The organism is Bradyrhizobium sp. Leo78 (assembly GCF_059512425.1).
On record NZ_JCAMOT010000075.1, the window covers coordinates 1 to 19,418 of the forward strand.

General features: G+C 59.2%; 16 protein-coding genes and 3 pseudogenes. 16 read left to right on the forward strand and 3 right to left on the reverse strand.

From position 1 onward, the window contains the following. The first annotated feature begins 165 nt into the window (after positions 1 to 165). Positions 166 to 375: a hypothetical protein gene (locus AC5ZG1_RS41620; protein WP_028169432.1), complete on the forward strand. Its 210-nt coding sequence runs from the start codon at positions 166 to 168 to the stop codon at positions 373 to 375. A gap of 491 nt (positions 376 to 866) precedes the next feature. Here AC5ZG1_RS41620 and AC5ZG1_RS41625 read toward each other — a convergent pair whose 3' ends face one another. Next, entirely contained in the window at positions 867 to 2,381 is a 1,515-nt protein-coding gene (locus AC5ZG1_RS41625) for a DUF1521 domain-containing protein (RefSeq protein ID WP_455998623.1), read from the reverse strand. 957 nt (positions 2,382 to 3,338) lie between these two features. Between AC5ZG1_RS41625 and AC5ZG1_RS41630 the strand changes: the two genes are divergently transcribed. The 8 genes from AC5ZG1_RS41630 to AC5ZG1_RS41665 all read left to right on the forward strand — a co-directional run bounded on the left by AC5ZG1_RS41630 (position 3,339) and on the right by AC5ZG1_RS41665 (position 9,664). Beyond that, the gene (locus AC5ZG1_RS41630) at positions 3,339 to 3,629 is read left to right on the forward strand and encodes a hypothetical protein (RefSeq protein WP_035692794.1); all 291 of its coding nucleotides are present in this window, start codon (positions 3,339 to 3,341) and stop codon (positions 3,627 to 3,629) included. 47 nt (positions 3,630 to 3,676) lie between these two features. Continuing rightward, positions 3,677 to 3,883, forward strand: coding sequence for a hypothetical protein (locus AC5ZG1_RS41635; RefSeq protein WP_028168938.1), 207 nt, complete (start codon positions 3,677 to 3,679; stop codon positions 3,881 to 3,883). A gap of 125 nt (positions 3,884 to 4,008) precedes the next feature. Further along, positions 4,009 to 4,896 (forward strand): SctD/MshK family protein, encoded by an 888-nt coding sequence (locus tag AC5ZG1_RS41640; protein ID WP_028168939.1) that lies wholly within the window; start codon positions 4,009 to 4,011, stop codon positions 4,894 to 4,896. Between the two features lie 30 nt (positions 4,897 to 4,926). Then, positions 4,927 to 5,454: a hypothetical protein gene (locus AC5ZG1_RS41645; protein ID WP_028168940.1), complete on the forward strand. Its 528-nt coding sequence runs from the start codon at positions 4,927 to 4,929 to the stop codon at positions 5,452 to 5,454. A 1-nt stretch (position 5,455) separates the two neighbouring features. Further along, positions 5,456 to 5,884, forward strand: coding sequence for a tetratricopeptide repeat protein (locus AC5ZG1_RS41650; RefSeq protein ID WP_080664153.1), 429 nt, complete (start codon positions 5,456 to 5,458; stop codon positions 5,882 to 5,884). An 11-nt stretch (positions 5,885 to 5,895) separates the two neighbouring features. After that, on the forward strand, positions 5,896 to 8,010 hold the full coding sequence (gene sctV / locus AC5ZG1_RS41655; RefSeq protein ID WP_496136310.1) for a type III secretion system export apparatus subunit SctV: 2,115 nt from the start codon (positions 5,896 to 5,898) through the stop codon (positions 8,008 to 8,010). Positions 8,011 to 8,035: 25 nt separating this feature from the next. Next, on the forward strand, positions 8,036 to 8,635 hold the full coding sequence (locus AC5ZG1_RS41660) for a tetratricopeptide repeat protein (protein WP_456646834.1): 600 nt from the start codon (positions 8,036 to 8,038) through the stop codon (positions 8,633 to 8,635). A gap of 276 nt (positions 8,636 to 8,911) precedes the next feature. Continuing rightward, entirely contained in the window at positions 8,912 to 9,664 is a 753-nt protein-coding gene (locus AC5ZG1_RS41665; protein WP_496114080.1) for an effector protein NopP, read from the forward strand. A 337-nt stretch (positions 9,665 to 10,001) separates the two neighbouring features. Here AC5ZG1_RS41665 and AC5ZG1_RS41670 read toward each other — a convergent pair. Next, positions 10,002 to 10,220, reverse strand: a pseudogene (locus AC5ZG1_RS41670) (transposase); the annotation flags it as partial. Positions 10,221 to 10,625: 405 nt separating this feature from the next. Then, complete coding sequence (locus tag AC5ZG1_RS41675) at positions 10,626 to 12,197, reverse strand: S10 family peptidase (protein ID WP_028168945.1); 1,572 nt, start codon at positions 12,195 to 12,197, stop codon at positions 10,626 to 10,628. 476 nt (positions 12,198 to 12,673) lie between these two features. Between AC5ZG1_RS41675 and AC5ZG1_RS41680 the strand changes: the two genes are divergently transcribed. The 7 genes and pseudogenes from AC5ZG1_RS41680 to AC5ZG1_RS41710 all read left to right on the forward strand — a co-directional run. Beyond that, on the forward strand, positions 12,674 to 12,886 hold the full coding sequence (locus AC5ZG1_RS41680; RefSeq protein WP_051397305.1) for a helix-turn-helix domain-containing protein: 213 nt from the start codon (positions 12,674 to 12,676) through the stop codon (positions 12,884 to 12,886). A 5-nt stretch (positions 12,887 to 12,891) separates the two neighbouring features. Next, positions 12,892 to 13,158: a hypothetical protein gene (locus AC5ZG1_RS41685; protein ID WP_028168947.1), complete on the forward strand. Its 267-nt coding sequence runs from the start codon at positions 12,892 to 12,894 to the stop codon at positions 13,156 to 13,158. Further along, complete coding sequence (locus AC5ZG1_RS41690; RefSeq protein WP_028168948.1) at positions 13,149 to 13,469, forward strand: hypothetical protein; 321 nt, start codon at positions 13,149 to 13,151, stop codon at positions 13,467 to 13,469. The genes AC5ZG1_RS41685 and AC5ZG1_RS41690 overlap by 10 nt, the downstream gene beginning before the upstream one ends. Then, on the forward strand, positions 13,470 to 14,108 hold the full coding sequence (locus AC5ZG1_RS41695; RefSeq protein ID WP_035692795.1) for a hypothetical protein: 639 nt from the start codon (positions 13,470 to 13,472) through the stop codon (positions 14,106 to 14,108). Positions 14,109 to 14,354: 246 nt separating this feature from the next. Then, positions 14,355 to 16,579, forward strand: a pseudogene (locus AC5ZG1_RS41700) (class I SAM-dependent DNA methyltransferase); the annotation flags it as partial. A gap of 62 nt (positions 16,580 to 16,641) precedes the next feature. Next, a protein-coding gene (locus AC5ZG1_RS41705; RefSeq protein WP_210164754.1) for an IS630 family transposase occupies positions 16,642 to 17,677 on the forward strand; the annotation gives its coding sequence in 2 pieces (ribosomal slippage) (positions 16,642 to 16,716 and positions 16,718 to 17,677; 1,035 coding nt in all). Between the two features lie 440 nt (positions 17,678 to 18,117). Then, positions 18,118 to 19,418: pseudogene (locus AC5ZG1_RS41710) on the forward strand (hypothetical protein); the annotation flags it as partial.

Consider the following 19,418-nt stretch of genomic DNA (forward strand, 5'->3'; position numbering starts at 1 on the left):
TTGTCGTCATCATGCGCTCCGTCTATCAAACGGAGCAGCCCCTTCCAACTAAGCACGTGGTCCCACAATCGGGGTCCTTTTCAAGCGCCCTGAGCCTCGTCAGCTTCTCGAAAGCTAACGCTGCTAGCATCAGAGAATGGGTTATCAACAGGCGATGTTACGAAGATGAACGCAGGTGCACCCGATATCGGAGCCGCGGGAAGCAATAACGGCGCGAATGTTGACGGAACCGAGGGGGGCGATGACGCCAACTCGCAGGCCATGCAACAACGCAAAGCTTTCGAAATGGCTCTTGGCATGATCGCAATGCGAATTGTCAACGATGCGCAGGCCGATCTCGACTCTGCCATGGACGATACAGAAGAGGATGTTTGAGTCGGCTCCGCCGAATCGGCAATAGCGAGCCGTGAATGGCACATCCAAACAACGGTGAGAAGAGAGGAAAGAGAGGAACTTCTCCGCAGCTGAACGATCCGCACCTCAATGGTACTGGTCGTTCAGATCGGTTGCGGTAAGTTGGCGTTACAGTCCTTAGGGTTCTTCTCGCTCCGGCCACTCCGGTCAGCCGTCTCTCGGTAGCCCAAGACATCTCGCTCGTATGTCGAACGGACTCGCCTCGCTTGGGCCAATCGCGCATCTACAAACCCGCAGGCCATAAAGGTGTCTTATAGACGAGACGCCCCCACGCATCCGTGTCGCGCCTTCGTTGCCGACTGTTAGCGGCAGAGATATGACAGCCCGATCATCGAAAACATGAGAGCGCGGCTAATGCATGGATAGCGCCAAGCGAGGCGCTTCCCTGCGCGCCCGCGCTGAGAAGAATGGGAGCGGGCGACAGCGTCCGCTCCCCTTTTCTTGAACTGCGCTCAGATCGGCCCCACCCCGCGGCCTTGGAGCAAGCGTCGAATCAGCTTGACACGCTCATTGGCGGCGATGCTCGCCTGGTTGACCTCACATCCGGATCTACGCTCATTGGCGTCGATGCTCGCCTGGTTGACCTCACATCCGGATCTATCGACCCACCCTTGACCCTGCTCATATATCGTCTGTGCACCATCCGATGTCAGCTGATCGAGGGTTCGGCCAGCATTGGACTGCGTCACCTTCAGATTGTTGGCACCATCCTTGTCGTCACCGAGCCCCTCGACAACCATGGCGTTGTCGCCGTTCGTGATGGTGAGCTTGGACGAAATGCTCTTGCCGTTGCCGTAGTCGGCCGTATCCACGGTGATCTTCGTGCCATCGTCGAGTTGCAGGGTCATGCCCTTCTTGAAGTCGAAATCGTCCTTGCCGTCCCCATTAGCATCGACATGCGGATCGCCATGAATCTTCGAGACATGGCCGGTTTCATTGTTCCGAACGGTCCAGGTGCCATGCTTCTCGTCCGCCGTGATTGTATATTTATCGCCAAGGTGAATCGTTGCCTTGCCGTCATGGACCTCATGCGACCACACCGGAGCTGGTTTAGGTGGCGGGCTCTGGTTCGTCGCAACTGGGATCATCGATGGAGGCGGCGGAGGAGGAACAAAAACTGGAGTGTAGTAGTACAACGGAGCAGCAAGCGAGGCAGGAGTGTACTGGGACTGGGAGCCGCTGCCCGGCGCACGCCCCGCTTCACCAGCATCGATACTGGCCTGATCCACCTCGCGCCCGGCGCCGTCGACCCAACCCTGACCTTGCTCATGGATCGTTTGTGAACCATCGGGTGTCAGCTCATCGAGAGTGAGGCCGGCGTTGGACTGCGTCACCTTCAGATTGTTGGCACCATCCTTGTCGTCACCGAGCCCCTCGACAACCATGGCGTTGCTACCATTCGTGATGGTGAGCTTGGACGAAATGCTCTTGCCGTTGCCGTAGTCGGCCGTATCCACGGTGATCTTCGTGCCATCGTCGAGTTGCAGGGTCATGCCCTTCTTGAAGTCGAAATCGTCCTTGCCGTCCCCATTAGCATCGACATGCGGATCGCCATGAATCTTCGAGACATGGCCGGTTTCATTGTTCCGAACGGTCCAGGTGCCATGCTTCTCGTCCGCCGTGATTGTATATTTATCGCCAAGGTGGATGGTGGCCTTGCCGTCATGAACCTCATGCGTCCAGACCGGATCAATTGAGGACGACGAGCCCTGGTTCTGGGCGACCGACGCGAACTGGGGAGGCGGCGGCGGGGCGAGAAGGGTTGGAGCAACGTAGACCGGATTGAGGACGGCGGGTGCGACGAGGGCCGAAGTATTTACCGGGAGGTATTGGTAGGCCCCCACCGGGACGCCGACGGCGCCGGCGTACTGCCCCAACACCACGTTGAACATTGGAACGGCGGGCGCACCTTCAGGCACTAGCCCCACCGCCGGATTGGAACCACCCACTACGGGAAGATACGGCATTTTCATTCACTCCTATTGCATGAAGGCAGCGACAGACTGCGAGGACCACCCGCACAATCAACTTGGCACGTTGCGCCAAGGCCCTTCAAAACCAATCCCACGCCACGGCCAGCAGCACGCGCTCTCGCGTTTCTTGTTGCGGGTGACAACAGTCTTGATCGGCGGACCACTTCTCTTAACCCCTTGCCGCATGGCAATTCGGGACTCTCACGTCGAGCGTAACCAAGTCGCAGGAAATGTATCCGGAGTACCTGTCTAAAAGCTGACGATAGGATGATCGTCCACCAGCACATCCGCTTGCGTATCGCCTGAACTAACGCTGAGAGCTCGCGACCGCAACGAAACGCTCTTCATGATGGGCGGCGGAACACGACATCTTGGGACGTGCGGAGGGCGAGCATCCACGATCTCTGAAGAACTTCGGCCGAGCCTCTCGCGTGAATGCTCGAGGCGGTCTTAGGCGCCTCGGACGGCCATGTTCGGTACAAACGCCGCTTCGAAACTGATTTCGCTCGAGTCTTGAGACCAGGCACTTGCACACGTACGCCGCAGTCGATTTGTCTACCACTTGATTGCTCGAGGCAAGCGCCACGGCAGATATCTTAAGGACGTTGTGCACGGCGCTTGATGAGCACCAGGCGATCCAGCTTTGCAGTCGAGCTGCTCGGAACCATGCTCGTTGGACCGACAGCTGGCACAGCTCATACGCCAGCAACGAGTTGCAACCGCTCAAGCTTTGAAGCGCAAGACGTACGGCGTCTTGCGCGACAACATCGGCTGAAGCGAGAGTACCGACACATTTTCCGATGAAAGATAAATTTGGCGACATCGACTCATTCCTCGGCCCTTCGAAGACTCGTCAGCTTCTTGAAAGGTAATGCTCCTAGGATGTCAGCGCTGATCTCTAGGCGAGGAGTCGTCTATTGACCGTAATGGAGATGAAGATAGGAGAATGCGATGATTGGAGAAATGATCGGAAGCGCGGCTGGTGGATACCTCGGTGGACCGCAGGGCGCGGCGATTGGCTCCGCTGTCGGTGGGGTACTCGACAAAGCTTTCGAGAGGGTTATTCACAAATTGGAGCCGGAGAAGGTTGATGATGACAAGGTCGCCAAGGACAATGGCCCTGCCGCAGGAAGCAAGCCGCAGTTCAACCACGGCAACGGCGAATTGACTCTCTCGAATGACGCGCCAAGCGCACATGTCATGATTGCATTTCCTGCCCTCATCACGCTAGCTGCGGCGTGAGGCAGGTGATCAGTAACAGTAACTTCCAAACAGAAAGGTGACTCGATATGGTTTCTCCCGTTGGTGGTTCCCCCGCCGGATTTGGACCCGCGGCGAATCAGCAGGCCGGTGCTACCGGGGACGGCGATTTCGCAGCGCAGCTCGCCGAGCTGGAGCGTGTCAGCAAACAGGCTCAGGCCAAGAGCATCATGATGCGCAGAATTACGACCGAGCTCTCGTCCGAAAAGAAGGTTGCCGACGAGCGCGTTAGCTAGCGCTGCAAGAGGGAGGCTCACGGCCGGCTCTTTTCGCGTGCGGGAGGCTCTCCATAGCTTGACGAACTCGGAACCAGCCGTACGGCAACGCCGTACGGCTTCTCTCGTTTCTCAGGAGAATCTCCGTGAATGAACCGGCTTCCGTTCATTTCGAAGTGCTATCAGGGCCTTATTCTGGGGTGAGTGGTGAAGCGCCGGTCGGAACGAGTCTTATCGGAAGTGGCCTCGATGCTGATATCGTCTTCGTCGAACAGGGGCTCGAGCCCAATCACTTCCGTCTCACCCCCCTGCACGGTTCGATTGAGATCGAGGCCCTAGCAGCCGGAGTCAGCATAGAGGGAAACGGAGATATTGCCGTAGGCAAGCGGGTTGTTATTTCTCTTCCTGCTGTCATTCATGCGGGCACGATGTCCATTCGTTGCACACAGGATTCGGCACGAGGATCAATCGGCCTATCCCGTCTTTCGATAATCGCAGTCTCGTTGGTCTTGCTGAGCTCTGTCGGGATCGCCACTCTCGCAATCAGCTTCCTGTTTGACGGCAGTGCCGGTGCAGTGAGCCCCGATGCGCCCCCTGGCGCCCCACTTCCAGCCAAGCTGACGCTCAACGGTCCTAATGATCGCCCCCTCGATGCAGCCGCCGAACTGCTGCAAGAGGAGGTGAATAAAGCGGGACTTCTCAATATCAAAATCGCGCCTGGACCAGGTGTAGTCAGCGCGGAGGGCACCGTTACCCCTGCGTTAGTCACTAGGTGGCAGGAGGTTCAGCGCTGGTTCGATCAGCATACGAACGGCTCGCTGACACTCGTAAACGGGGTGATCGTAAAGGAGGATAAGCCTCCCTCCTCAATAGCTGTCCAGGCGGTGTGGCGCGGAGCCCACCCCTATCTTCTTATTGGCGGCCAAAAATACTTCGTGGGGGCGCTGTTGAATGATGGATGGACGGTGGATCGAATCGAGGCGGGACGCGTACTGCTTAGCCGGAATGGACGACTTGCTGCTCTCCCCTATTAGAGCTCCAGTACCGCAGGAAAGGAGAATGTCATGACCAAGCTGCCGCAGCATCCTGTCGGATTTGGCACCTCTTCGCAAAGGCTCAACACCCAAGACCATGAGCCAGCGAACAAGCCGGCCCTCCCTCAAGTCCATCATTTAGAGATCGATCGCACTGATGGCGGCGGCGAGAACAGGCACGGGTCGATTTGGCCGGATACTGAGGCACCCGATCTGTCAATCGAGGCCTCGCTTGAGGTCGACGATATCGATGCCGTCTCGCGTGTCAGCCTCAACGAGAGGCGCGTCCCGATCGCTGAGATCGACCCCCGTGCGGCACTCGCTTCACTTTATGGCCGCAATCTCGCGACAGGTCTGCTCTCCTTCGTCACCCCACGCCTGCGTGATCCGGACGTGCTGCGAGCAGAGAAGCACGGTGTTCTCCTGGAGCGCTTGGCCGACCGGCTATGGGCCGGAGCGGAGAACTCGGTGGCGCGCGAAGGGATCGACGCACTGCAGCAGGAGCTCCGCCGGCTGATCCTGCTCCGGCAGAACCAGAACAGCTTGATCAAGGGCTAGCATGGTCAATTCGGGCGGATCGCACCTCGCCAGTCTACCGTCGCCGGCCGAAGCTATCAAAACCGGCGATGTCTTGCCAATCTCCGGGCAAGAGCGCGATTTGGTCTGCGCAATATCCTTCGTCCACCTTGCGTGTGGACAGAGCGCACGAGCTCTCGCTCTGTTGCGGCTCTTTGCCCATGAAGATTCGCGAGACGTCGACCTGCTTCGCATTCTTACCTATGCTCTCATCTCGGAGGGCTTTGGCAATGAAGCACTTAATGTGCTGGATAGACTCGACATGCTTGATGAGGATCCCTCTTCGCGTCTGCCCTTGACGCTTCTGCGCAGTCACGCGCTACGACGCGCCGGCCGTATGGACGAGGCGCGGGCGGTCTTCAAAGATTATGTATCCTTGCGTGGCAGGACAGCGCCAACGGAACAACAATAAGAAGGCTCTTCATGGCACACCTTCTTCGTAGGCTTATCGTGCGCGCGCCATTCCACGCGGACTTCATGGTCGCGTTCATGCTGCTTCTGGCAATCGGAATGATGATCATGCCGATCCCGATCGTCGTGATCGATATGCTGATCGGCTTCAATCTGGGTTTTGCCGTTCTGTTGCTGATGGTTGCTCTCTATCTCAGTACGCCACTGGATTTTTCATCCTTGCCGGGCGTCATCCTGATCTCTACCGTCTTTCGTCTGGCGCTGACCATCGCGACAACGCGGCTGATCCTCGCTGAAGGAGACGCCGGCAGCATCATTCACACCTTCGGTGAGTTCGTGATATCGGGGAACATCGCTGTCGGCATTGTTATATTTCTGATCGTGACCATGGTGCAGTTCATGGTTCTCGCGAAGGGAGCCGAGCGCGTCGCTGAAGTCTCCGCACGATTCACCCTCGACGCTCTGCCAGGCAAGCAGATGGCTATCGACGCGGAGCTACGCAACGGTCATATCGATCAGCGCGACGCACGCAGCCGGCGAGCCTCACTGGAGCGGGAAAGTCAACTTCATGGTGCGATGGATGGCGCCATGAAGTTCGTCAAAGGCGATGCCATCGCCGGACTCATAGTCATCTGCATCAACATGCTCGGAGGAATTAGCATCGGACTGCTCTCGAAGGGCATGTCCATTGATGAGGCGTTGCATCAATATACGCTGCTCACCATCGGCGACGCGCTGATTTCTCAGATTCCGGCGCTCCTGCTGTCGGTTACGGCTGCAACCATCGTCACACGTGTAAATGGGCCCTCCAAGCTCAAGCTTGGTGCCGATATCATCAACCAACTCACGGCCAGTACCCCGGCATTGCGGCTGGCAGCCGGCGTCTTACTTCTCATGGGGCTGATACCTGGTTTCCCCTTGTCCCCGTTTCTCATGCTGGCTGCAGTTTTTACCGGGGCGAGCTATGTCAAGGGCGGTGTGCAAGGCGCGAACACCGGCTCTAAGACGGCCGCCAACGTTAGTGCTCCGACTACGAGTCCGCAGGCTCAAAAGCAAACCATACCTGCGGAGGCGCTTCCGGTCGCGCTATTGGTTGCGCCGAACCTGATAAATGCGATTGACAAAGAGGAAGTTGGGCAGCACATCGCGCGCATTTCGGCATTGGTCTCAGCCGATCTTGGCATCACGATTCCCCGCATTCCAGTCCAGGTGGATCCACGTTTGGCCCAGTCCGAGTTCAGGCTGGATGTGGAAGGGGTACCGGTTGAACGGGATCGAGTCGACCCGACGCAGCTCGCCCTCACCGACGACCGAGCGAACATTGAATTGAGCGGCATCCCGTATCGGCAAGATCCAGACACTGGCCGGATCTGGATCGAACAGAGCCATGCACCGGCTCTCAAAGCGGCCGGAATCGGGCATCACCGTCCGAGCGAAATCATCGCCTTGCGCGTCAGTTCCGTACTGACGCGATATGCGCAGCGCTTGGTCGGCATTCAAGAGACGCGACAATTGCTCGCCCGGATGGAGCAGGAATATACTGATCTGGTGAAGGAAGTGCTACGAACGACTCCAGTTCCCCGGATCGCCGAGGTCCTGCGTCGTCTGCTCGACGAGGACATCCCGATTCGTAACACCCGCCTGGTCTTGGAAGCGTTCGCCGAATGGAGCGAACGCGAGCAAAACGCTGTCCTGCTCACCGAATACGTCCGCTCCGGCCTGAAACGGCAAATCTGCTATCGCTACGCCAACGCTCACCGTGTTCTGCCCGCCTTTATCATCGAACGTGAAACTGAGGATGTGATTCGCAGTGCGGTGCGAGAAACTGCCGTCGGGCCATACCTCGCGCTGGAGGACCGGCAGAGCGAGATGTTGTTGTCGCAACTGCGTCAGATTCATTCAGGCATGCCACCAGGTCAGAGCCAGCCCGTCATCCTGAGTTCGCTGGATATCCGGCGCTTCGTCCGCGGCTTTCTCACCCGCAACGGGATCGATCTTCCTGTTCTGTCCTATCAGGATCTCGCCTCCGATTTCACGGTCCAGCCAGTGGGCTCGCTCAAGCTTACAGGTCCCAAGGAAAAAGCTCCGGCAGGAGACCAACGCAGCCAGCTCGCCACAGCCGGCTAACAGCGCACAGCAGTCGGTCGTGACAATGGACAGCATGAATTCACCTGCGAGAACATCCGCTGCTCGATGGTATGCGTTCCATCCGCCCTCGGGCTTAACTCTCCTCGCCTTGTTCGCGATTCTTGTGGTCGGAGGTTGCACCAGCTCGGATCACCCAGCCATCTCAGTACAAGCGACGCCGCGGCCAGAGTTGCTCGGCGCTAAGGACATCGATCCTGCTATGCGCGAGCGCATTGCGCACGCCCTCCTCCGGGTTACCGACGAGGAGAGTTTGCGCGAGGCTCTGAAGCAAGAACCAGACAATGTCGATGCGGCAATCTCACTTACGCAGACCCTTCTGGCACAGAAACGCGCGGGTGAGGCGCTTAAGGTAGCCGACAAGATCTTGCTTACAGCCCCTGGTGACTTGCGTGCCCTGAACGCAAAGGGGGTGGTCCTCGACGCCGAGGGGCGCCATGATGAGGCCCAAGCGCTATATCGGCAGGCTCTCGCAGCCGCCCCAGGCAATCAGATGTTGCGCAACAATCTTGGCCTATCGCTCGCACTTGCCGGGAAAGCAGACAGCGGGAACTCCAGCCTCCAACAGCTTTCGCACGAACGACGTGCGCTGGCAGAACAGCCGTAGCATACGCTTACGGTACAACCTGACTTGCAAGACGCCCGACAACCTGCAGTCAGCTTTTCGTCAGGAAGGCTGGCTATCAAGCTCCGCTCGGCCTTAGCAGGTTGACACTCAATACAGCTTTCGCAGATAGGAGCGCGAACGTCCATGTACAATCGAATAAATGCCTCACCCAGCTTTCCATGGATGGGCAATTCCGACTCTGATAGAATGACACAGTCTGCTATCGACGGTAGGCAAACAGATCAAGGCCGAAGCTTCGAGGACGTGTTCTCCCATATGCAGATAGCGCCGCGGGAGTCCTACACTGATTCATCCTCGGCGACAGCACGGCCGTACTCACTGAGCACCAGACCACCCATCGTGGAGATCTCAAGGTCCTCATTTCAGGACAAATTGGAAGATTTCTATGGGGATGAAATCGAGCATATCGCCGCCAATCCTCAGCAATACTCGCGTTCGGTGGCATTGAAAGCGGAGCGCGCTGCGGACGTTGCCTATAATCATGGCAGGAAAGAAGGCTCGGACGACGCACGACACTTCAGCTATCAATTGGGAAACAAAAGCGTTGGACTTCTCCGAACGGAAGGTGGAGCTAACATGCGTGATGTGTTCAAAGGGGAAAAGGCACGCGCGCGCTGGCGGGAACAGTTTCCCGGACGGTCTGAAATCACGTCGACGGTAGACTTTCGGGTTACGCATCCCCTCGTCGATAACGCGGGCGACATTTTGCTGGAGCATCAGCTTCGGTCAGACGGCGACAAGCCGTTAGTCCTTTCTCATCCCGTGAATCCGGAAGCAAAAGCCCGTGCAGCAGCGCTGGGTTTTGTTGAGATAGGTGACTCGATGATGGTGCTTGACCCTACCCGGCATCCCGACAAGTGGATCAAGAACAGCGACGGTGAATGGCAGCGAACAAACAAACCTCCCCTTTACCTTTCCAAAGCGGAAGAGAGTGAAGGCAGGGATACGGAACGTTCCGAGCGCGCGAGAAATGTCTCGCCGGATTGGGAGGACGATGACTTTATGTAGAGGGTCGTCTCGGCGCGGAGAGAGAGGGTATGATACGCCCCTCTCTCCATGCAGGTCTTACTGCCTGCAATTATTGCCTGCGCGCCGGTCGTATCGAGCGGTAGCGGAATCTGACGGCTCAGCTGCAGGCCGCCATGTCCCTTGAGCAAGCGCCTCGTCTAGAGAGCTCGTCCTGACCCTTGCGTTTTGGCTCCATGAACGAGCCGCTCTATGCCCATGCATGCTGAGCTCAGGGACGTTGGCGCCGCTCTTTCAGTTCTAAGATGAACTATGCGTCGTCCGAATTATGGTACGCGCTCAGTGAAGGCCTTACCGGAGGCTTATAGCCGCCTGCTTCTTGTGAGTGATCTTCGTTAGGTCGTCGATAGGTAAGACGGTTGCCAACGATGCCTTTCAGCAAGCGCGCCGCACGATCTTTGTCGGTGACACCGAGCGAAGCGCGCTCGTTGCAGCGGAAAGCAAATTCAGCCAGATAGCGCCGCTTAAGATGCTGCTGGCTGACGTGGTGATACGTTCCGATGATGCCCCGGTCAAGGATTGAGAAGTAACCTTCAACGTATTGGTGTGAGCGACGCCCGAAGTGTGATAAATCGCATAAAGCAGTGCGCAAATTTCGGATTTAGGTCTTCCACATTCATCTTTTTCTTGATGGAGGGTTGTCTCCGGATCCATCAGGCGCATGAAGCAGAACGTTGCGCGATTGCTCGCGAAATTCCGGCGGATGGCCGGCAATGAAGATCCCCAGCAATTGACCGATCGGCGCGCCTTGCACTTCCGGGCCCCTTTCCTGCGAGCAGCGGACGGATTTGCTCGACGAGCGCGTCGGCTACTTTCATGGCCGCCGCCGCCTGCTTGCTCATTCTGCCCCGCGCCTCTTGCACTAAGAAACGCCGATCTACTGTAGGCGAAGAACGCGACCTGCTTGTGACTTAGTTCGCCGCCGGCTTGATGAACACACGCCCTACTTCATCATCGCTTCGACCTCTGCACGAAATGCCTGGCGCGAGGCGTCGCGTGAATAGAACATGTGGCCGCCCGGATAGACCACGAGTTTGACCCGCGGCGCCGACGCAAAGGGCGGCAACTGATCGAGCGCCAGCTTCGAGCCGAAATAGGGCGTGACAATATCGAACAGGCCGTGCGCGACCAGCACGTTCATCTTCGCGTCCGTGGCAAGGATCTCGCGCAGCTCCGACAGCGACTGCGGAGGGCTGCCGTGGCCGAAATTCCAGGCCCGCGTGACCGCGCGGTTGAGCAGTTCATAGGAGCCGTCCGGCCGCCAGTTGAGCTTGCGCGTCAGGACATCGACGGCGGCACTCGTCAGCGGCGCCGCCAGCGCATCGCCCGAGGGATCGCCGAAGCGGTAGCTATCGGAGTCCGGATAGGGATCGAGGCCGCGCACCGAGGCGTCATAACCGCCGGTCACCTTGCCGCTCTTGCGGTCGAACTCGCGGCGGAATTCGCCGCGGTCAAAGCGCCCGGCGAGCCGTCGGCTTACGGCCTGGTCGATGCCGGTCAAAGCGGCGACCTTGTCGGCGAGACGGTTGGTGGCCTCCTTGTCTGCCTCGCCCTTGTCGAGGTCGGCCAAGAATTCGCCACGCGCGTAAGCTTCGACATCGGCGAGATCGGCACGTTTGACCGCCCCCCTGCCCTCGCCCTTGGCTTCGCGGGCCACCGCGACATAGGTTGGCAGCCTCGCGACGTGTTGCAGAAAGCTCGTGCCTGTGAACTGGCGGTAGTCGAACAGTGGCGAGAGCAGGATCAGGCCCTTCACGCCGACGCCCTGCTGCATCTGCAGATTGCGCACAACCTTCGGTCCGCGAATGCCGCCATAGCTTTCGCCCGCGACATATTTCGGCGAGGAGAGCCGCTCGTGCTTCTCGAGCCAGCGGCGGATCACAAGCGCGATTGAACTGGCATCGCCATCGACCGAATAGAACCGCCTGCGCACATCCTCGCCTGTCGCCACGAAACGGCTGTAGCCGGTGCCGACGGGATCGATGAACACGAGGTCGGTGAAATCGAGCCAGGTCTCGGCGTTGGGCCTGACCTCGGGCGAGGCCGACGCCGTGACGGTTTCCGCATCGATCGGCAGCCGCCATGGCCCGGCACTGCCGAACTGCAGCCAAGCAGAGGATGACCCGGGGCCGCCATTGAAGAGGAACGTCACCGGACGCGTGGCGCGATCTGTGCCGTCGAGCTGATAGGAGGTGTAGGCGATGTCGGCCTGCGGCTCGCCCTTGTCGTCGAACATGCGGATCGAGCCCGCAGTCGCGATGAAACGAAGCGTCCGCCCGGGCAGCTCCAGCGTCTGTTTGACGGTGGAATCCGGCGGCAGGCGATGCTGCTCGGCCGCCGATGGGGAACTAGGCGCACTGGCGCCGCGCGCGCCGGGCCCGCCCTTCTGGCCGGCCGGCGTCGTGGCATCGGGGCGCGGCGGCGGATCGTCGGCCCGGGCGCTCCCCATCACGGCGCACGCAAATAGAGCGAGCGCGAGAGGGGTGTGGCGCCGCGCGGTCAAATCGAACAGCATGGAGTTTCTCCGGTCCGGCCGCACTTTCTGTCAGCGGCCGATTGCGACGGTTTAAGGTTGCGGGACGGTCTGGACTTTTACCTATAGTTGCATTCTGTTGGGTGGTTCTGCCTTATGTTGCACGAGGCGTATCTGCCAAACGGCTCTCCTCAGTTAGCTGAGAGCAGGGAACAACAAACCTACTAAGTCTAGTAGTCGCCTCTATTCCTGAGGGCACGGACCGCCTGTCGGCGGCACCGCCTGCGCAATGGCACAGAGCCTACCCAAGCACGCTGGCGCCGCCTGTCTCCGGCAAAGGGACCAACCAAAGCTCCGCGCTGGCACGACTGGGCCTATGTCGAGCTGGCCGATCTCGACGGCAGTGAATGCGATGATGAACCTTGCCAGGGAATGGACGCGAGGCTTGCCACAAGGGCCGCGTATCGGCTCGCCGCATCAAGCGCAGAGCGGAGCTGAGCGAGAAAGTGAGGATTGAGATGACCGAGAAGGAAGAGATCGACACCGTTGTCACCCCGACCGGGCGGCGCCTGGCGACGATCAAGGAGGCGTGCCGCTACGGCAGGTTCTCGCACACCAAGTGCTATGAGCTGATCAACGCCAAGCGGATCAGAGCCTACAAGTTCGACACCCGAACCCTGGTCGACCTGGATTCCATCGACGCGATGTTCGCCTCACTGCCGGAGATGTAGGCCCGATGATTCATGTGAGCTGGATCGATCGCGGCTGCGAGCCGGCGCATCCGTCGAATCCCAACTATCCCGATGGCATCGACCTCGACCTGACGCGCGGCGCCAAGCCGTTCTGCCAGACTGGCCTGCCATACCCCGCAGAGCGCTGCGGCTACTTCACCATTGCCTGCGACGTCTGCGGCTTCACCACCATGGTGACGACGGCAGGCCGGCCGGAGGACCCGAAAAGCATCAAGCTCCCTTGCCAGATCGAGCCGGTGAAATGGCGCTGACCGCATTCAAGGTGATGTCCGGCGCCGCCGCGATCTGGTCGCTGCTGATGATTGCAGCGAGCCAGCGCGACGCGGCGCCACCGGCTGCAGCGACGACCAGCGTTGCGGACGATGAGCCGCAGCGGTCGACGGCAAAGGCCGACCGGCTGCCGCTGTTCGTGCCGGCGGTCGCGCCATTGGTCGACATGGCCGAGCCGGCAATACCGAGGACCGAGCGGCGCCGCGAGCACAGGCGGCGCGACGTCTGCGAACACGGCCGTCGGTATTACCGGATCGGTCATCGTCGATACTGGCGCTGCAGGAGGGGCTGAATGGAGACGCGGCTGAATCAGGCGATCTGGTCGTTGCCGACCCCTGATCGCATCAAGCGCCTGCCGGTCTCGGCGACCGGCTACTACGTGCCTTGGTTCGTCGCCTGGATCGATCGCGAGCCGGATTTCCGGGTGATCGGTCCCGGCAAGCTCGCGCAGGCTGTCAACCGCAAGCTCTGCTGGATTTGTGGCCAGCCGCTCGGCGTCTACAAGGCGTTCCCGATCGGCCCGATGTGCGCGATCAATCGCAACATCTCGGAGCCGCCGTCGCATTGGGAATGCGCCGAGTATGCCGTGCAGGCCTGTCCGTTCCTCGCAAACCCGCGCATGCGGCGCAACGAAAAGGACCTGCCGTCCGACCATCGCGAGCCTGCGGGCACGATGATCAGAAGGAATCCGGGCGCAATCGGCATCTGGGTGACGAAGCAATACAGCGCCGTGCGCTGCGGCGATGGCGTTCTCTTTCGCCTCGGCGATCCGGAGCGCGTCGTCTGGTACCGCGAGCGCCGCAAGGCGACCCGCGCCGAGGTCGAGGAATCGATTGAGACCGGACTGCCCGAGCTGCTCAAGCGCGGCGAGATCAGCGTCGACGAACTGGCGGGCTTGCGCCGCAAGGCCGAGCAGTACCTGCCCGCATAGTATCGCGTCCACGCAGCACTACGGAGTACCTCTGAGCGGAAACCGGACCGGCTCGCCGCCCGACCTTTGCCGGCTGGCCTTATCTTTTCACGCACACTTTTGGTGGTAAAGGGCACCTATCGCCGCAAAAAACGGTAGGTTACTATACGAATCGTAGTAGCAGCCGAACCCGGCCATTGCCTGCGCCAATGGCTGAGCCGAACAATACGAAACGTTGAAAGCTGAACTTTTGGGGGTAGGGACAGTATGAATGCTGTTGAGATCGAGGAAGCCATCTCGGCTCTCGCCGAGCAGGCATTCGTCTCGGTCGAGTTCCCTTTCGCTTTCCTGCAAGCTTTCGGGAACAAGGACACGACAATCAAGCGGCTGCGTGCGGGTGCATCCAACAAGTCCGATCTGGGCGGTGTCCTGCAAACGAACCATATCCACATCGCGGTCTGTGCGCCAGGCGACGTCACTAAGACCCTTGCCGCCCTCAAGGCCAGTCCGGCGACGGCCAGGGCGAAGGCGCGGTACATCCTCGCCACCGACGGCGAGACGCTCGAAGCTGAGGAGCTAGAATCGGACGAAGCGCCGATTGCTTGCGCCTATCGGGACTTCCCGGACCATTTTGGTTTTTTCCTGCCGCTCGCCGGAATCACCACGGTCAAGCAAGTCCGCGAAAGCTCTTTCGATATCCGCGCCACAAGCCGCCTGAACAGGCTCTACGTCGAGCTTCTGAAAGACAACCCTGAATGGGGTACGGTGGAGCGCCGCCCGGAAATGAACCATTTCATGGCGCGGCTGATCTTCTGCTTCTTCGCTGAGGACACCGACATCTTTGAAGGCAACCGTCTGTTCACGACCACGATCGAGCAGATGAGCGAGCGAAATTCCGCGAACACCCATGAGGTGATCAGCGAACTGTTCCGGGCCATGAATACGAAGCGCGACGATCGGGAGCCAGCCGGAATTGCGCGGTGGGCGAACAAATTCCCTTATGTCAATGGTGGCCTATTTGCGGGGAATCCCGATGTGCCGTGCTTTAGCCGGATCGCGGGTTCCTATCTGCTCCACATCGGTAATCTCGACTGGACAAAAATCAATCCGGATATCTTTGGATCGATGATCCAAGCCGTAGCCGACGATGAAGAGCGTGGCGCGCTCGGCATGCATTACACAAGCGTGCCGAATATCCTGAAAGTGCTAAATCCGCTGTTCCTCGACGACCTGCGGGCGCAACTTGAGGAGGCCGGAAACAATCCTCGCACTCTGCTCAATCTGCGCAAACGCATGGCAAAGATCAGGGTGTTCGATCCGGCCTGCGGCTCCGGCAATTTTCTTGTCATCGCATACAAGGAAATGCGCGAGATCGAGGCCGAGATCAATCGGCGGCGCGGCGAATCCGACCGGCGCAGCGAAATTCCCCTTACCAACTTCCGAGGAATCGAGCTTCGCGATTTTCCTGCCGAGGTCGCGCGTCTAGCACTGATCATCGCAGAGTACCAATGCGACGTTCTTTATCGCGGACAGAAGGAAGCTTTGGCCGATTTCCTGCCGTTGGATACACAGAACTGGATTGTCTGTGGCAACGCGCTGCGGCTCGACTGGTTAAGTATCTGCCCGCCGACCGGCACGGGCGTGAAGCATCACGCGGACGACCTATTTCACACGCCGCTCGATCAGGCGCAGATCGACTTTGAAAATGAAGGAGGAGAGACCTACATCTGCGGCAATCCACCTTATCTTGGCTTCACGTGGCAGAGCGCAAAACAAAAGGCCGAGGTTCGCGCGCTGCTTGGTGGACGAACGTCCTCCAGTGGATTTCTTGACTACGTCGCTGGCTGGTTCATCAAGGCGGCTGAGTACATGGCGAGCACGAATGCGGTTGCTGCCTTCGTGGCCACAAATTCAATCTGCCAAGGGCAATCTGTAACGATATTGTGGCCGGTCCTATTCAGCGCCGGTTGCGATATTCTCTTCGCCTACACGTCGTTCAAGTGGTCGAACCTCGCAAGTAATAAGGCTGGCGTGACGGTAGTCATAGTGGGGATCGGCCGACCAACCAGCGCACCTCGTCGTCTTTACCAACACGACGAACAAAATAGCCTTACAGTCCGCGAGGGGGCGTCAATCACACCATATCTGACACTTGGTCCTCGCGTCATCGTCGAAAAGCGGTCCTCTCCGATCAGCGAGCTGAGTGTGATGGAGTTCGGAAACAAGCCGAGTGACGGTGGTCACTTGCTGTTGCGCTCCGACGAAATCGCGTCGCTTGGCTTAAATGATGCGCAGCGGAATAAGTTTCTCCGACGGATTTACGGAGCGCAGGATTTCATAACGGTGGCTCGCGGTTTTGCATTTGGATCGAGGATCAGAATCTCAAGGAAGGTTTAGCTATTGAACCGCTCAATGCCCGCGTGGAAGAGGTTCGCAGGATAAGGCTGGCGAGCCGAGACAAAGGTGCGAATGCCTTAGCTAGGCGGGCGCACCAGCTTACTCATAGGTCAGAAATATAGGCGACATTGTTGCGGCGTTGGTGTATGCTATCGGCATGAAACGCGACGGCCGACAACTTGACCATCGAACCCTGGAAGAAATCCGCATGATGGCGTTGGAGCGAGTGCGCCGAAGGTGAAAAGCCGAGCGCCGTCGTCGAGAGCTATGGATTTCACCGCAGCGTGATTTACCGCTGGATGAGAACGGTGAAAGGTCGTGGGAAGGGCCTGCGGGCGCTGGCGTCGCGCAAAGGAACGGGACGTCCGAAGAAGTTGACGCCGGCGCAAGAGCGGCAAGTGTTTCGCTGGATCAACGGCAAGAACCCGCTGCAATACGGTTTCGATTTTGGCTTGTGGACGCGGCAAATCGTGCGCGAACTGGTGGAGCGGGAATTCGGCGTGAGGCTGAGTCTGGCGTCGATCGGGGGGATGCTGGCGCGCTTGGGATTGAGCGCGCAGAAGCCATTGCAACGCGCCTATCAGCGTGACCCGGAGGCGATCGAGCGTTGGCAGCGGGAAACCTATCCGGCCATTGCGCGGCGTGCCAAGCGGGAGAAAGCGGATGTCTATTTCTGGGATGAATCCGGCTTCCGGGCGGATGCGGTGCAAGGCACGACGTGGGGCGTGAAGGGAGAAACGCCGGTGGTGCAAACGCCGGGGCAACGGCAAAGCATCGGCGCGGCGTCGGCGGTGAGCGCCAAGGGCGCGTTCTGGTTCGCGACGTACAAGGGCGCACTGTCTGGCGAGCTGTTCGTGGACCTGCTCAAGAAGCTGATGTATCGCCGCAAGAAAGCGCTGCATCTGATTGTGGACGGGCTACCCGCGCACAAGAAGGCGGTGGTCAAGGACTACGTGGCGAGCACGCAGGGAAAGCTGACGCTGCACTTTCTTCCGGGATATGCCCCGGATTTGAATCCCGACGAGCTCGTATGGAGCCATGCCAAGCGCACTGGCAATGCACGCCGGCCGCTGCGCGCAGGCGAGAAATTGGAAGACCGAGTCCGCACCCAGCTCGCCGACATCGGCAACAGACCAGCTTTGGTGCGTTCCTTCTTCAAGCATCCAGATGTCGCCTATATTTCTGACCTATGAGTAAGACTTCCGCCACATGTCAAGCGCTGTGACAAGCTCGCCAGAAACTTCCTCGCTGGGCTCTCATTGCCGCACCTGCAATCTGGTGGCTCAATTGACCCCGGACCTTGGCCCCAATCCAATGGACGACGATCTGGTGGGCCGGAAAAATCTCAAACTGAGGCACGACGGATTTTGAAAGTCTTCGGATTGCGAGCTTTGGGGGCGCCGCTGGCAGCGCCGGTTCCACGACGTCAGCCTCTCGTCAGGTTGCGACAGTAGCCTGCTGTCTCATTGCTGAAGTCCAGTCGAACGAGGTCGCGATGGATCCGAACAGATTCAATATTTTCAGTCCCCGACTGGCAACGTGGGTATCACCCCGCCTTGGCGAAGCAACAGTCAGGTCAGGGGGGCAAGCGGACGAGGCTGGGCATCCGAGCTTTGAGCAACGCTTGGATGAGGTGCAACAAGCCGATGCCGCTCCCGTCCCAGCGGCGCCCGCGCCTCGAGATGTATACACCCCCCATCTGCCTAATGAAGACGCCTCCATCATCGACAACGCCATTCGGTCGGCAGGTGAACGCCGGGGACTGAGCGCGGCAACGGTCGGTGGTTATGTAAAGGTTCTTCGTCGTCTTGGAGAGGATCTCGCACGTAATGGGCAATCGATTTCTGCGCTCGATCACAATTCGCTGGTAGCCCACGCCGATAAATTCGACAACCCGAAAATTATTACTGCCTTGCGTTATCTTCGGGAGTATCTTGAACCCGGTGGTACGTCAGGCCGTTCCCAGCGTGGGCGGCAACGGAGTATTCCAGCCGAAGACCAAGCCCTCATCGAGGGCGCAGCTCGTAGCAGCAGGCGACCCGCAAAGGCCGTTGTGAACTATAGCGGCAGCCTTCGCATGTTTTCTGAAGCGCTCAACCGCGAGGGCCACGCAATCGCCAGGCTAGATCACGAGTCACGCATCAAGCGCGCTAAAAAGTTGCGTCCGAACGACACAACCCTCGTGCCCGCGTTGAAGATGATTGACGAGTTTCAGCGCGCGGAGCGCGCATCCGGCGCAAGTAGCTCATGGCATCTGGGTCGTTATCCCGAAGACGCCGCCCTCATAGATGGCGCGCTCGACCAGGCCTTGAAAAATCTTGAGCCAAGGAAGTCTGCCCAGGAGCGGGCTGCACGTCTTCATACCCTGGGTGCGTGGCTTAAAGAAAATGGCAGGGAGAGCATGGCTGGCCGACTTAACCGCTCCGACAGGGAGGGATTTACGCTGCGCGACGATGTGCTTGCATTCAAACTGACTGAAGGCAGGCTATATGATCCCGATTTGGCGCACCTTCGGAATTACTTAAAACTCGTCGAGGCGAACCATGCTCTAGGGCCAGAAGCCCGCGAGCAGCCGGCTTTGCCGTCCGGGCTGGGCGCTGGGCGGCCCAGCCCGTCGCAGGCGCTTCCCGCAACCCCAGCCACCCCGAGCGAGGGAGCTTGGGCTTTGTTGAGGAAGGAGATGCAAGAACCAGCGTCACCGTCAACTGCCAGGGCTCGCTCAGACACTTACGCCGGCCTTGAGCCGTTTGTTGACCTGAATGCGCCGACGCCATCCGAATTGCGCGATGATGCTCACTTTGCACCAGCGCACCTGGCCGGAGCTCGTTCAAATACCTACGCGGGTCTGGACTCTTTCGTTGACCTGAATGCGCCGACGCCATCCGAATTGCGCGATGATGCTCACTTTGCACCAGCGCACCTGGCCGGAGCTCG

Excerpts from the sequence above, each read along its gene's own strand:
- AC5ZG1_RS41690 (WP_028168948.1), top strand. The coding sequence starts at position 13,149 with ATGGCGCTGACCGCATTCAAGGTGATGTCCGGCGCCGCCGCGATCTGG.
- AC5ZG1_RS41660 (WP_456646834.1), top strand. The coding sequence starts at position 8,036 with ATGGACAGCATGAATTCACCTGCGAGAACATCCGCTGCTCGATGGTAT.
- sctV (WP_496136310.1), top strand. The coding sequence starts at position 5,896 with ATGGCACACCTTCTTCGTAGGCTTATCGTGCGCGCGCCATTCCACGCG.
- AC5ZG1_RS41675 (WP_028168945.1), bottom strand. The coding sequence starts at position 12,197 with ATGCTGTTCGATTTGACCGCGCGGCGCCACACCCCTCTCGCGCTCGCT.
- AC5ZG1_RS41680 (WP_051397305.1), top strand. The coding sequence starts at position 12,674 with ATGACCGAGAAGGAAGAGATCGACACCGTTGTCACCCCGACCGGGCGG.
- AC5ZG1_RS41685 (WP_028168947.1), top strand. The coding sequence starts at position 12,892 with ATGATTCATGTGAGCTGGATCGATCGCGGCTGCGAGCCGGCGCATCCG.
- AC5ZG1_RS41695 (WP_035692795.1), top strand. The coding sequence starts at position 13,470 with ATGGAGACGCGGCTGAATCAGGCGATCTGGTCGTTGCCGACCCCTGAT.
- AC5ZG1_RS41620 (WP_028169432.1), top strand. The coding sequence starts at position 166 with ATGAACGCAGGTGCACCCGATATCGGAGCCGCGGGAAGCAATAACGGC.
- AC5ZG1_RS41650 (WP_080664153.1), top strand. The coding sequence starts at position 5,456 with ATGGTCAATTCGGGCGGATCGCACCTCGCCAGTCTACCGTCGCCGGCC.
- AC5ZG1_RS41665 (WP_496114080.1), top strand. The coding sequence starts at position 8,912 with ATGCAGATAGCGCCGCGGGAGTCCTACACTGATTCATCCTCGGCGACA.
- AC5ZG1_RS41645 (WP_028168940.1), top strand. The coding sequence starts at position 4,927 with ATGACCAAGCTGCCGCAGCATCCTGTCGGATTTGGCACCTCTTCGCAA.
- AC5ZG1_RS41630 (WP_035692794.1), top strand. The coding sequence starts at position 3,339 with ATGATTGGAGAAATGATCGGAAGCGCGGCTGGTGGATACCTCGGTGGA.
- AC5ZG1_RS41635 (WP_028168938.1), top strand. The coding sequence starts at position 3,677 with ATGGTTTCTCCCGTTGGTGGTTCCCCCGCCGGATTTGGACCCGCGGCG.
- AC5ZG1_RS41625 (WP_455998623.1), bottom strand. The coding sequence starts at position 2,381 with ATGCCGTATCTTCCCGTAGTGGGTGGTTCCAATCCGGCGGTGGGGCTA.